This window comes from Chryseobacterium sp. PCH239 (genome assembly GCF_018924625.1).
Taxonomy (GTDB): domain Bacteria; phylum Bacteroidota; class Bacteroidia; order Flavobacteriales; family Weeksellaceae; genus Chryseobacterium; species Chryseobacterium cucumeris.
In genome coordinates, this window is record NZ_CP073027.1 from 338,326 (window position 1) to 351,480 (window position 13,155).

At 36.2% G+C, this 13,155-nt stretch carries 8 protein-coding genes; 4 read left to right on the forward strand and 4 right to left on the reverse strand.

Going from position 1 to position 13,155, the window contains the following annotated elements:
- Positions 1-33 precede the first annotated feature (33 nt).
- A complete protein-coding gene (locus KBP46_RS01660) occupies positions 34-3,360 on the reverse strand; it encodes a T9SS type B sorting domain-containing protein (protein WP_216444468.1) in 3,327 nt (1,108 codons plus the stop codon).
- Positions 3,361-3,538: 178 nt separating this feature from the next.
- Between KBP46_RS01660 and KBP46_RS01665 the strand changes: the two genes are divergently transcribed.
- The 4 genes from KBP46_RS01665 (at position 3,539) to KBP46_RS01680 (ending at position 9,841) form a co-directional block, all read left to right on the forward strand.
- Positions 3,539-4,132, forward strand: a complete 594-nt coding sequence (locus tag KBP46_RS01665) for a TetR/AcrR family transcriptional regulator (RefSeq protein WP_062675102.1) — start codon at positions 3,539-3,541, stop codon at positions 4,130-4,132.
- A gap of 89 nt (positions 4,133-4,221) precedes the next feature.
- A complete protein-coding gene (locus tag KBP46_RS01670; RefSeq protein ID WP_123279895.1) occupies positions 4,222-5,574 on the forward strand; it encodes a TolC family protein in 1,353 nt (450 codons plus the stop codon).
- A 9-nt stretch (positions 5,575-5,583) separates the two neighbouring features.
- Positions 5,584-6,645 (forward strand): efflux RND transporter periplasmic adaptor subunit, encoded by a 1,062-nt coding sequence (locus KBP46_RS01675; RefSeq protein ID WP_062675100.1) that lies wholly within the window; start codon positions 5,584-5,586, stop codon positions 6,643-6,645.
- 7 nt (positions 6,646-6,652) lie between these two features.
- Complete coding sequence (locus tag KBP46_RS01680; RefSeq protein ID WP_216444469.1) at positions 6,653-9,841, forward strand: efflux RND transporter permease subunit; 3,189 nt, start codon at positions 6,653-6,655, stop codon at positions 9,839-9,841.
- A 311-nt stretch (positions 9,842-10,152) separates the two neighbouring features.
- Here KBP46_RS01680 and KBP46_RS01685 read toward each other — a convergent pair whose 3' ends face one another.
- The 3 genes from KBP46_RS01685 to KBP46_RS01695 form a co-directional block, all read right to left on the reverse strand.
- Positions 10,153-10,599 (reverse strand): KTSC domain-containing protein, encoded by a 447-nt coding sequence (locus KBP46_RS01685; protein ID WP_047429652.1) that lies wholly within the window; start codon positions 10,597-10,599, stop codon positions 10,153-10,155.
- A gap of 571 nt (positions 10,600-11,170) precedes the next feature.
- The gene (locus tag KBP46_RS01690; protein WP_216444470.1) at positions 11,171-12,067 is read right to left on the reverse strand and encodes a retropepsin-like aspartic protease; all 897 of its coding nucleotides are present in this window, start codon (positions 12,065-12,067) and stop codon (positions 11,171-11,173) included.
- A 185-nt stretch (positions 12,068-12,252) separates the two neighbouring features.
- Positions 12,253-13,017: a hypothetical protein gene (locus tag KBP46_RS01695; RefSeq protein ID WP_120231402.1), complete on the reverse strand. Its 765-nt coding sequence runs from the start codon at positions 13,015-13,017 to the stop codon at positions 12,253-12,255.
- Between the last annotated feature and the right edge of the window lie 138 nt (positions 13,018-13,155).

A 13,155-nucleotide genomic window follows, 5' to 3' on the forward strand; every position in this document is an offset into this window, starting at 1 on the left:
AAACGAGCAGAATTTCTGCTCGTTTTTATTTTACTATCTGTTCTTAATCAGAAGCCATCCGTTGTAGATTCTTCCATCAGAAACTTTTATGGTATACCAGTAATTTCCTGTAGAAATAGGATGGGATTCATATCTTCCGTCCCACTGGAAAGGTTTATTTCTGATAATCTCTTTGTAGATTACAGCACCTCTTCTGTCATATAAACTTACCTCCGTTCCCGGATAATTTTCCAATCCTGCAATTCTCCATGTATCATTGATTCCATCACTGTTGGGACTGATTGCATTGGGTATATTGAAAATCGAGAAGTTCTTCTGCCCGATAATACATCCGGATTTTGTTCTCACATAAACGGTGTATTCTCCCATACTTAAATTGGTGAAAATATTGGAATCCTGCCATGTGAAATTATTTAAAGAAAATTCAAAGTTTCCGCTCTGAGAAAGAATAACGGTCGCTGTATTGTTCGTGATATTGACAGAAACAATATGTGCTAAAACAGAATAGCTTACCTGGGTAGAGCTTGTACTTTCACATCCGAAAACGTTGGTTACTTTAACAGTATATGTCCCTGGAGTAGATACTGTAATCGTTTGAGTGGTTGCTCCGGTACTCCATTCATAAGACTTAAATCCAGGGCCTGGATCTAAAACAACCGATTTTCCTTCACAGAAATCAAGCATATCAGGAAGCAGAACAATAGGTTTTGGATTAAGCGTAAGGTTTAATCTCACCACCTTAAAACATCCGTCAGGAGTTGAAACCCTTACGTGGATAAGGGTTGTCCCGACATTCAAAATATAAGCAGAAGGATTAGAAATAGGGTTTCCTGAAGTGTCAGTATAAGTGAAAATATAATTCCCTGGATTATTAATAATACTTGCTTCATATGAGTGAAGATTAACAACCATTGAATTAGCAGTAGTTGTATTACATTGTACCTGCGTAATGTCTTTTGCGGGCACATTATTGGTAGATAAAGTTACTGTAATTGCCAGTTTTTCAGATTCACAGTTGTTAATTGTCTGGGTTACAAAGTACGTTTGTCCGCTTATCAGAGGAGTTGACATTGGAATTACATTTCCTGCTGCATTATAAAATTTAAGAGCAGTTCCCGTTACAACCAGTTTTTCTAAAGTAGGGTTGGCAGAAGCACAAAAATCCTGATTTACATTGGCTGTCGGTTTAGGAGTTGTATTTACCGTTACCTGAATGGCTGTTTTATTACTCTCACAGCCATTAATAGTCTGAGAAGCATAATAGGTTTGTCCATTAATAAGAACAGTTGTTGCAGGTACAATATTTCCTGCCGCATCATACCATTTTATATTCTGACCTGTGATCTGGATGTCAGAGATTTTAGGATTATTGGTTGTGCAGAAAGTTTGTGGAGTGTTTCCTGTAGGGGTAGCACCTTGTATTGAAAATACTTTAAAAGGAGCTTTTTCACTTTCGCATTCCGTATTTTGTTCAGTAACATAATATTGAGCTCCTTCAATAATATAGGATGAGCTGCTAATTAAGTTGCCAGCTGCATCATAGAATCTAATATTTTGGTTATTATTAATGTTCAGTTGATACAAACTCATCTGATTAACGTTACTGCAAAAATAGAAGTCAGTTACTGTAAGTTTGAGAGGTGCATTTTTAATGATCACTTTTACAGCTAATCTCTTGTTATTAAAAGGACAAGATTCATCCTGAACAGAAGCATAATAAATAATGTTGTTCTGTAAAGGAGTAGTGCTGCTTAGAGGTGTAGTGGATATTAAAGAATCATACCAGGTTGTATAGGATGTATTAGGGTATAGATCATGTACTGTTGGATTGATTGATGAACAAAATGTTTGTATTTTATCTCCATCTGGAGTTCCGTTATAACATTTGCCAAACTTTTGAATAAAAGAGCTTATATCATTATTTGTATATTTTATTTCTTTAATATCCTGATCAGGATTAAAGTCCTGATATCCATCATAATTTCCGGCAAGAATCATATTTCCTTCATAATCTATACTTTGGTCAAAAGTATAAGAAGAGAAATCACTTTTATTGAATATTAGTTTACCATCATTTCTGAATTTTAAATAATATGTCTGAGCATCATTTGATAAATAACTGTAATTAAGCCCTAGGTCTATTCTTTTTACAATTTCTTCTGTATTATTATTTCCATTGATAACCTTAATCATATTATCAGCATAACGCACAAAGAAATTTATAGTATTGTCAGCATTGAGCTTAATAGAACGAAAGTCATAGCTTACGTCTCCTTTGATGAGGGAGTTCCATACTAAATGACCATTGGGGGTTATTTTATAGATCATTGTACGTCCATCAGCAGGAGCATTTATTGTGGTATTTGGAAAAGTAATATTTTGTGCATTGTAATAATTACTGGCAGTATAAATATTATTAGCGTTATCAATTTCAATCTTTGAGTTTGCAGTCCCAAGATAGGCACTTAAATAGGTTAATGGTTGATACCACGTGAAATTTCCGTTAGTATTGAATTTTGCCAAAAAACCCTGATTGTAATTAACACTGGTAGAAGGAAAAGAGTTATTATCTATTTTCAAATACGCTTCAAAGTTTCCAAGAATAATAATATTTTTGTTATGATCAGTTTTTACTGCATGTATTGATGGGGTATTGTGAGCATGGAGAGGGCGGGCCCATGAAAAAGCTCCAGCGGAAGTATTCTTCATAACAAATAAACCACTTGGAGGAGGCAGATAAAATACTGCATTAGGATTAGGATCCAAATCAGTAAGAAATTGTGGAGGGTAGTTTGTATAATTTCCTGTAGAGATGATATTGTTATCTAAATCAATTGTACAGGCCATATTATAAACATAATTATAAATATTCCCAAAGACAAAGTTTCCGTTAGTATCTAGCTTTACCATGAATGAACTACCGGAGTTAATCCCTGTATCAAAAATAGTCTCTGAGTTAGGGTTCAGTTTTAAATCATGCCCATCTGTATATCCTGTAAATACAAGATTGTCCTGTTTATCTACAACTAAGGAATTTAAGGATGATGAATATTTTGATCTGATTTCTTTTACCCAGATTACATTTTTGTTCTTGTCAAGTTTTGCAATAACAGCTCTTGAATCTTCATCTGCACTGCTGGTTTTTGTAATATTATCAAATGTAATGCTATTAATGCTGGGAAATGCAAAACGTCCATATCTTCCTCCAACATAAATATTTCCTTGAGAATCTGTATCACTAAAAGCAATATAATGCTGAGATTCTATAATAGAACTTTTGGTTTGAAAATGCCAAAGCAAATTTTGTGAAAATAGAAGTACCGCGTTCAAAACCATGAACAGCGAAAGAATTTTCTTCATCAGTTATTAATTTTTGCGGCAAAGATATAAAAATAGCTTTCTCATTAAACATTAAGTAATAACAAACTTATGTGAACAAACATGATGCATGTCATGACAAATGTGTTTAATTTTTTTGTTTAACAATTTTGTCAAAAATAATTTTTACTATAAATTTGCACAAATTTGTTTAACAAAAATGTCAAATCAAGCAAAAAAAGACCAAACACAGGAATTGATCAAGGAGACAGCGAAGAATTTATTCTTTGTGAAAGGAAAGTTTGATGCTACTACGCAGGAGATTGCAGATGAAGCAGGAGTGAACAGAACGCTTATTAATTACTATTTCCGTTCAAGAGATAAGCTTATCCAGATCATCTTTGATGAAGCGCAAAGAGTAGAACAGGAAAAATCGAAGATCATTCAGAATTCAGCTCTTCCTTTTAAAGAGAAGATCAGCAAATTCATAGAAAGCAGTCTTTCTACAAGCCTTCAGTATCCGTATCTGGAAACGTATATCGTGTCACAGATCAATAAAGGAACCTGCCATCACAGAGAAATTGAGGAGGATATCCTGAACGATATGTACAAGGATATTGAAAAAGAAATGGAATTGGGAAATATTGAGAAAATGGCTCCGGTTCAGTTTATTCTGAATATGGTTTCATTGCTGGTATTTCCAAGTGCAATAAGACCATTATTTATGGAAAATCTTTTAATTAATGATGAAGAATATGATAAAATTATTTCTGAAAGAAAAGAGATTATTATCAATATGTTGTTCAAAAACTAAAAAAAACTAAAGTATTTCTGAAAATGATTCGTCAAATAGAAATAAATAATGAATGAAAATTAAATAAAAAATAAACGAAGTATAAAATTATGAATAGAAAACGTATAACTGCTACAAAGCTAAAAATTGGGATAGCTTCAGCATTTATGATTTTCGGCTCAACACTGATGTCTGCCCAGCAGCAGGTTTCCCTGCAGGAAGCGATTAAACAGGCACTTCAAAATAAAGCAGAAGCTAAAAAAGCTGCTTTACAGGTGAAAAAAGCCGAATACAAGATTGATGAAGCCAGAGCCGGTGCCCTTCCTCAGGTCAGTGCTACGGCAGGTTTAACCTATAATCCGATTATTCAGGAATCTTTGCTGGAATTTGGAGGAGAGAAAATCAGAGCTCAGTTTGGGCAGCCTTGGGGTTCAACAGCTTCTGTACAACTTCAGCAGGCGATTTTTGATCAGAGAGTCTTTACAGGATTGAAAGCTGCAAAGTCAACTAGAGAGTTTTATGTACTGAATGCTCAGTTAACCAATGAACAGATTATTGAAAATGTTGCAACAGCTTATTATCAGGTGTTCGTACAGGAGGAAAACCTTAAAACGGTAACAGCCAGCTATGCCAATACTGAAAAAGTAAGAAATGTTATTAAAAGTTTGGTTGATAACGGTTTGGCAAAAGCAATCGATTTGGACAGAACCAATGTTCAGCTCACCAATATCGGTTCCAACAAGCAGGCTTTAATCAACTCTGTTGAACTTTCAAAAAATGCCCTTAAGTTTTATATGGGAATCCCGATTTCTACAGACATCGAGCTTGAAGAAAAACAAATCGAACCAAAACCTGAGCTGATTGCGAGCAACGTAAATCTTAATGATCGTACAGAGCTTAAAGTTTTAAATAAAAACAGGGAACTTTTGGTTTTCAATAAAAAAGCGACTGAAGCTTATCTTTATCCATCAGTAAATCTTACGGCGAACTACGGATGGGGAGCTAACGGAGCAAAATTCCCATTGACCAATGGCCTTAGTAGAGGCGTTCTCTGGAGCGATTTTTCAGCAATTGGTTTGAATGTCAATATTCCTATTTTCACGGGTGGAGCTACAAAAGCAAAGATCAACCAGGCAGAAATAGATATTCAGGATCTTGATGTTGATATTGAAAACACTCAACTGAGCTTGAGTTTAGATTATAAAAATGCCGTTACCAATATGGAAAATGCATTGATCAATCTCGAAAGCATGAAAGATAATGTAGGATTGGCAGAAAGAGTTCAGAAAAATACCCAGTCAAACTACCAGTATGGACTGGCAACACTTACGGAAGTGCTGGATTCAGAAAATGCTCTTACGCAGGCAAAACAGAACTATTCCAATGCATTGCTGGATTATAAACAGGCAGAGATCAAGCTGATAAAAGCTAAGGGTGAACTAAACACACTACAAAACTTATAATAAACTAAAATGAAAAAAACTTTAATATATATCATCGTAGCAGCTGTACTGGTTGGTTTAGCCGCTTACAAGATTGCCGGTAACAAAGAAAAACAGACGCAGGAAGTAAAAGAAGTTGCCAAACAGGTAGATAAGATCAATGTTAATATTGTAACCGTTACAAGAGAAAATATTGATACAGACTACTCAGCCAACGGAACTTTTATTCCTAAGCAGGAAATGAACCAGTCTTCTGAAATATCAGGACGTATCGTAAGCGTTCTGGTAAAAGAGGGTTCAAGGGTAGGAGCAGGACAGGTTTTGGCAACGATCAAAAAAGATGCTATCGAAGTGGATGTTACCCAGGCTCAGAACAATCTGCAGAATGCTATTATTGATAACCAACGATATGAGAACGCATATAAAACAGGCGGAGTTACAAAACAACAGCTTGACAACTCAAGACTACAGCTGAAAAATGCTCAGGCTGCAGTAAGAGCACAGGGTGTAAAAGTAAATGATACAAGCATCCGTGCAGGAATCAGCGGTACCATCAACAAGAAAATGGTTGAGCCCGGAACGGTGGTTTCTCCTGGAACATCGATGTTTGAAATCGTTAATATCAACAGTCTGAAACTATCTGTTTTGGTAGATGAAAGCCAGATCGGAAAAATCCAGTTAGGTCAGGAAGTTCCGATTAAAGTAAATGTTTTGCCTGAAGATTCTTTCGTAGGTAGAATTACTTTCATTGCTCCTAAAAGTGATGCTTCTCTTAATTTCCCTGTTGAAATTGAAGTACAAAACAGAGGAAACCTTAAGGCTGGTATGTATGCAACAGCTAAATTCAGTACAAATAACGGGGCAGAAACTCAGAATATGCTGACAGTTCCTGCAGAAGCGTTTGTTAACGGAGTAAGCTCAGGACAATTATTCGTTGTCCAGAATGGTGTTGCTAAATTGATCAAAGTAACCATCGGAAAAGTTTACGGAGATAAAGTTCAGATTTTAAGCGGATTGAATGGAGGAGAGCAGGTGGTTACTAGCGGACAGATCAATCTGGACAACGGATCTAAAGTGAACATTATAAAGTAGCAGATCTATGAAGTTAGCAGAAATATCGATCAAAAGACCCTCGCTTGTAATTGTATTATTTACAATTCTGACGTTGGGAGGTATCCTGAGTTATACGCTCATGGGATACGAATTGATTCCAAAGTTTGAAACCAACATGGTAACCATTTCTACGGTCTATCCTGGAGCTTCGCCTGCAGAGGTGGAAACCTCCGTGACCCGAAAGATTGAAGATGCCGTAGGTTCTTTGGAAAACGTTAAAAAAGTAGAATCTTCTTCATACGAAAGCTTATCCGTAATCATGGTTCAGCTGAACGATGGAGCCGATGTAGACTACGCTTTGAATGATGCGCAGAGAAAGGTAAATGCGATTCTGGCAGACCTTCCGGAAGATGTAAAAGCACCGTCTCTGAACAAATTCTCCTTAGATGATTTACCGATTATCACGATGAGTATTTCATCGGATAAACTGAACAGTAAGGACCTTTATGACTTATTGGATAAAAAGATTGAACCTATTTTCTCCCGTGTAAATGGGGTAGCTCAGGTGGACCTTGTTGGTGGACAGGAGAGAGAGATTCAGGTAAATCTTGATGAGAAAAAATTACAGGGTTATGGACTTTCAATTGGAGATGTACAACAGGCCATTCTTTCATCAAACTTAGATTTCCCTACAGGAAGTTTGAAAACGAGAACTACAAAATCTACGATCAGACTTTCAGGAAAGTATAAATCTACAGAGGAAATGAACAACCTTGTTGTTTCCAATAAAAATGGAGCTCAGGTACGTTTATCTGATATCGCAACCGTTTTCGACTCTCAGAAGGATGTTGAAAAAGTAGCGAGATTCAATCAGTTTCCTACCATTTTGATGCAGGTTAAGAAACAATCTGATGCCAATGCGGTAGCAGTATCTGAAAGTGTTCAGAAGACCATCAAAACAGTAGAAGAAGCCTATAAAGTTCAGGGAGTAAAAGTGAAAATCGTAAACGATACGACAGAATTTACTCTTGAATCTGCCAACCACGTTATTTTCGACTTATTCTTAGCGATTATCCTCGTGGCAATTGTAATGTTACTATTCCTTCACAGTATCAGAAACGCATTCATCGTAATGGTTTCTATCCCGGCTTCATTGGTGGCAGCGTTCATCGGAATGAACCTTATGGGATATACTTTGAACTTAATGAGTTTACTGGGACTATCCCTTGTGGTAGGTATCCTGGTGGATGACGCGATTGTAGTTCTGGAAAACATTTACCGCCACATGGAGATGGGGAAAAGTAAGATCAGAGCAGCGTATGACGGAGCTTCAGAGATCGGATTTACCGTTGCTGCGATTACCTTGGTAATTGTGGTGGTATTCTTACCGATTGCGATGAGTTCAGGTCTTGTAGCCAACATCCTGGCACAGTTCTGCGTCACGGTAGTTATTGCCACCTTGTTATCATTATTGGCTTCATTTACCATCATTCCTTGGTTATCATCAAGATTCGGTAAACTGGAACATTTAACAGGTAAAAACTGGTTTGAGAAATTCATTCTTTGGTTTGAAGGATTAATTGACAGGTTTACACACTGGATCACAGGAATTCTTGAATGGTGTCTGAAAACGACATTAAGAAGAATTTCAACTGTAGTGATTACATTTATTGTTTTAATCAGTTCATTCATGCTGGTAGCATTCGGGTTCATTGGAGGTGAGTTCTTCCCGCCAATCGACCGTGGCCAGTTCCTGGTACAAATGGAATTGTCAAAAGATGCAACCGTTGAAAAGACAAACCAATTAACACTAGAGGTTGAGAAGTTTTTAAGAAATGATAAAGATGTTGTAGACCTTATCACAACAGTAGGACAGCAGTCTACAGGTTTTGGTGGAGCTCAGGCAACTACTTACCAATCCGAGGTTCAGGTGAACTTAACAGATAAATCTGAACGTTCTGAAAGTACCAATATCAAAGCTGCAAAAATAAAAAGACAGCTGGAAGAGAAATTCACAGGAGTTGAGTTTAAAACAGCTCCAATCGGTATCATGGGTGCTGAAAATGCTCCTATTGAAATGGTTGTAACCGCTCCGGATAATGCTACCGCAGTAAAAGAAGCAACAAGAATCCTTGAGCTGTTGAAAAAAGTTCCTGGAGCAGTAGATGCAGAATTGTCAACAGATACAGGTAGCCCGGAAGTTCAGGTAAGTATTGACAGAGATAAAATGTCTGCTTTAGGTTTAAACCTTTCAAGTGTAGGGCAGACGATGCAGACCGCGTTCAACGGTAATACTGACGGAAAATTCAGAGCCGGAGAATATGAATATGACATCAATATCCGTTTCGGAGATGTGAACAGACAGTCTATTGATGACGTTAAAAACCTTATGTTTACAAACCCTCAGGGACAGCAGGTTCGTTTAAGCCAGTTTGCTAACGTGGAAATGGGTTCAGGACCAAGTTTGCTTGAACGTAGAGATAAGTCTCCTTCCGTAAAAGTAAGAGCGAAAGCTGTTGGTAGACCGGTAGGTGACGTAGCCAATGAGTGGGCAAACCAGTTCATGAACAGCACCAAAAAACCTGTAGGTGTAGATTACATCTGGAGTGGAGATATGGAAAACCAGCAGGAAGGTTTCGGTACGTTAGGAATTGCATTATTGGCTGCTATTGTATTGGTATACCTGGTAATGGTTTCACTATATGACAGTTTTGTATATCCTTTCGTGGTATTGTTCTCAATCCCGCTAGCGATGATCGGGGTAATGGTAATCCTTGCCTTAACTGCCAACTCACTGAACATCTTTACCATGTTAGGGATGATCATGTTGATTGGTCTGGTAGCGAAGAATGCGATCCTTATCGTTGACTTTACAAATGCAAGAAAAGCAGCCGGAGCAAACACTCACGATGCCCTGGTACAAGCCAACCACGCACGTCTTCGTCCGATCCTGATGACTACCATTGCGATGATCTTCGGTATGTTACCGATCGCATTGGCAACAGGGGCCGGAGCTGAGATGAACAAAGGTCTTGCATGGGTAGTAATCGGTGGTTTGACATCATCACTATTCCTTACATTGATCATTGTACCGGTAGTATACTCTCTATTTGACTCCGTTCTAAGAAGAATGGGTAAAGATACTAAAGTAGACTACGAAGCTGAAATGAAAGCGGATTACGTACACAGAGAACTGAATGAAGACGGATTTACTCCGAAGCATTTAGACAAATAAATTAAACCTTTAATTAACCGAAAGCGCCTCAGATCTTCTGAGGCGCTTTTTTGTTGATATTTGATGATTTAAAATTTAGTTATATAGGTTTGGGCTAAAGCCATTGGATGATTTTTATTATTGTAAATGGGCTAAAGCCCATTTCTATTGATGGTTATTGTGCATTAAGAAAATATTCAATAGGAGTGGGCTTTAGCCCGCTTAAATTTATAACAGCCAATATTGGCTTTAGCGAAAACATAACATCCGGTTTGGGCAACAAAAAAGCTCCCAGTAAAACTGGAAGCTCTTCTATATTGTTGTAGAAAAAATTAATCTGCCATAGCCTCTCCGGACTTTCTGTAAACGAAGTTTCCGTAGATATGTCTTCTTGCAAAACGGCTTGGTGAATCAGCATTGATCATTTTGATATAGGTATTTCTTGGAACCCCCATATATTCATACATATTTCCGTTTAAGTGCTGAACCGTTAAAATTGATTTCTCCAGATAGAAATCCTGAATATTAGATTTTGTAATGGTTTCAGTATATTCTTCTTTATATTTTTCCTGTGTTTCAGGATTAATACTTACCAAAAAGTGGTAGGCTTCAATCACAGACTTGCTTTTTTCTTCTGCTTCCTGTTTTCCTGCTTCATCATTAATGAATTTGTCAGGATGGGTATCTTTCATCACATTTCTGTAAATCGTCTTTAATTCTCTTAAAGTAACGTTTTTATCAACTCCAAGAAGTGTTCTGTGTTCACCAATTTTTTTCATATCTCTAATCCTTATTTTCGGGGTGCAAAATTAAGAAATTAAATCCATAAAATCATAACTTATTCATTATTAATTTGTTTTAATTTTGAATAGCTCTGAAAGTAAAAGGAATAGAGATTAAAAATTTCAAATATCATGCTCTTATTCTCCGTGAAAATACTCATAAGCATACTCTTCTAAATCTCCATCTTTTGATATTAAATTACCCTTTTCATCATAAATTTTAAAAGACTGTTGTATACTACCAATACTTGCAGAGCCATCTAACCCCAAAAGGATTGTGTAAAATGTATCAGTAAGAAGACCTGAAACTATCTCTTTTAATTTTTCGGTTTGAATTTAATCCAAATTTAATTCTTCAATTTTTTTTGAAGTCAAGCTTCTATATTCCATTTGATTATCAAAACTGGAATGAAGAATATTTTGTTTCTCTAAATGAAAGTTTTTTACAAATTCTTCTGGAGACATATTTATGTAAGTTTGTTAAAGTTGGAATAAAAGTATAAAATTTAATCTTTATATCAATTCTAATATCAATAGTATTAAAGAATATCCCAATTTGATTTCACAGCTAATTAAGTTCCGAATACAAATTTTTATTCAGTTTAAAATAAATAAATCCATTCTTGAAATCAATCACTGTATTGAACCTTTTTAAAAACTGATTACCAAAAAATCCCACCATTTTTTCTGTAGAATCAATTCCTTCAGTAGAACCGGAAAGGGTAACCGGGAGATTATAAAGATACTTCTGAGCGAATTGAACAGCTGGGCAAAGAACAACAGGCATTTCATATACAGATCCATCGGAGCCTTGTGCTGTGGCTTTACCTATTGTTTTCATGGCTGTTACCAGAACATTCTTATTTGCAAAAGGAGAAGCAATCGTAAGTACATCATCCGCTCCGCTGTCGAGCCCAAAGAATCCTGAGTATTCTTTGTCATTGACCATGATAATGCTTTCTACAGCAGGGTAGTTGTCGATCATATGAAGTTTTACCTTTTCATATCCTGTTAAATCCATAAGCAGATCATCTTCGTCATAAAACCGGATTTCATTTCTATGATAATCTATTTCAATGAGTTTGCCCTTCATCAGATCCGTTCCGAAAACCCCGTCAAAATGAACAGATTCATAAGGAATAAGCGTAAATCGTATTTCTTTTTTCTCAATATTCCCAAACTGTATTGTGTTGTGGCTGCTGTAATCTACAGTATTTACTCCGTTGGAACCTCTGTTCTCAGACTTTCCGTCAATTTTCAGCGGAATCTTTTTCTTAGAATTACTATTAATGACAGAGCCATCTGCACCGGTATCAAAAAGGAACTTAATACTGTCCGTTTTATTGACTTTACAATATACATACACAGAATTGTTTTCCAGAAAAAACGGAAGAACAGAGATAGGTTTTTGAGCTGATACTGCTATGCAAAGTAGCAACGTAAGGAAAGCAACAATGTATTTCATGGAATAGTTTTAGAAGTACGAAAATAGAGGTAACGAGACCTTTCTCAAAGAAATCATAAGCCATTAACCCACTTTTAACCATTCCTTAACCGTTCTGTGAAACTTTACCAATAAAAAAACAACACTCAATCTGAGTGTTGCTATTCTATTTTTTAGGATTAAATCTTTCAAACTTTTTAATAAGCCTACGGCTGATCACAAGTTCTCTTCAGCTTGGTGAAAATCTTATCAAAATCTTTATAAGAGGTCTCTTCATTATTACGCTTTTGTCTGAAACTGCTGTTGGCACAGTTGTGAAAACCCAGACCAATCATATCAATTAATGCATAATCTTCTTTTTGAGGGTCATTCATTTTGGCATCAAATCTTGCCATTACACCCTTTGGATCAGCATTATTTTTGCTTTTAAGTTCAGTATACGCTCTCCATGCTGCAAACATCTTTTCTCTGTCGGGAGAGGAGATAGCATCAATCTGTTCTCTGCAGGTATCGTAATATTTACTGTTTCTCAGTGTGGTGGGATCAGAATACGCAAGGATTTCTTCTTTATTAAGCTGATATTCATTCTCAAAAGAATCAATAGTTTCTTCCATTAATTTTTTCCATTGAGGAAGATCAATTACTTTAAGGCTGTACAGTTCCTTTTTCTTTTCTTCATACTGCTTTTCCAGTTCCTGTAAATACGTTTCTCTGTTTTTACGGATTTCTTCAAGCTGGGCAATTTTAAAAACAGGTTGGGTGTCAAATACCACGCCATTGAACTGATACAACAGTTTATTTACCCCGTCTATTTCTTCTTTTTTATATTTAGCCGGGTCAAAATACCCTTTATTGTCACAGTTAAAAGTCTGATAGCTGTAAGGGGTCAGATTGTTTGCTTTTGCAGGAGTTTTTTGCCCCCAAATAGTGATGGATAAGGCCAAAGCAAGCCCGATCATCATTTTTTTCATGTACATAACCTGTTGAAAGAATCCGAATTTTCTGAATTTCTATGCAAAATTAAGGCTTTAAATTCGAAATATAAAAGATTAAATAGATTTTCTCAATGGTTTTTGCAAATTTTATATGAATTTTATACTGACAATTTT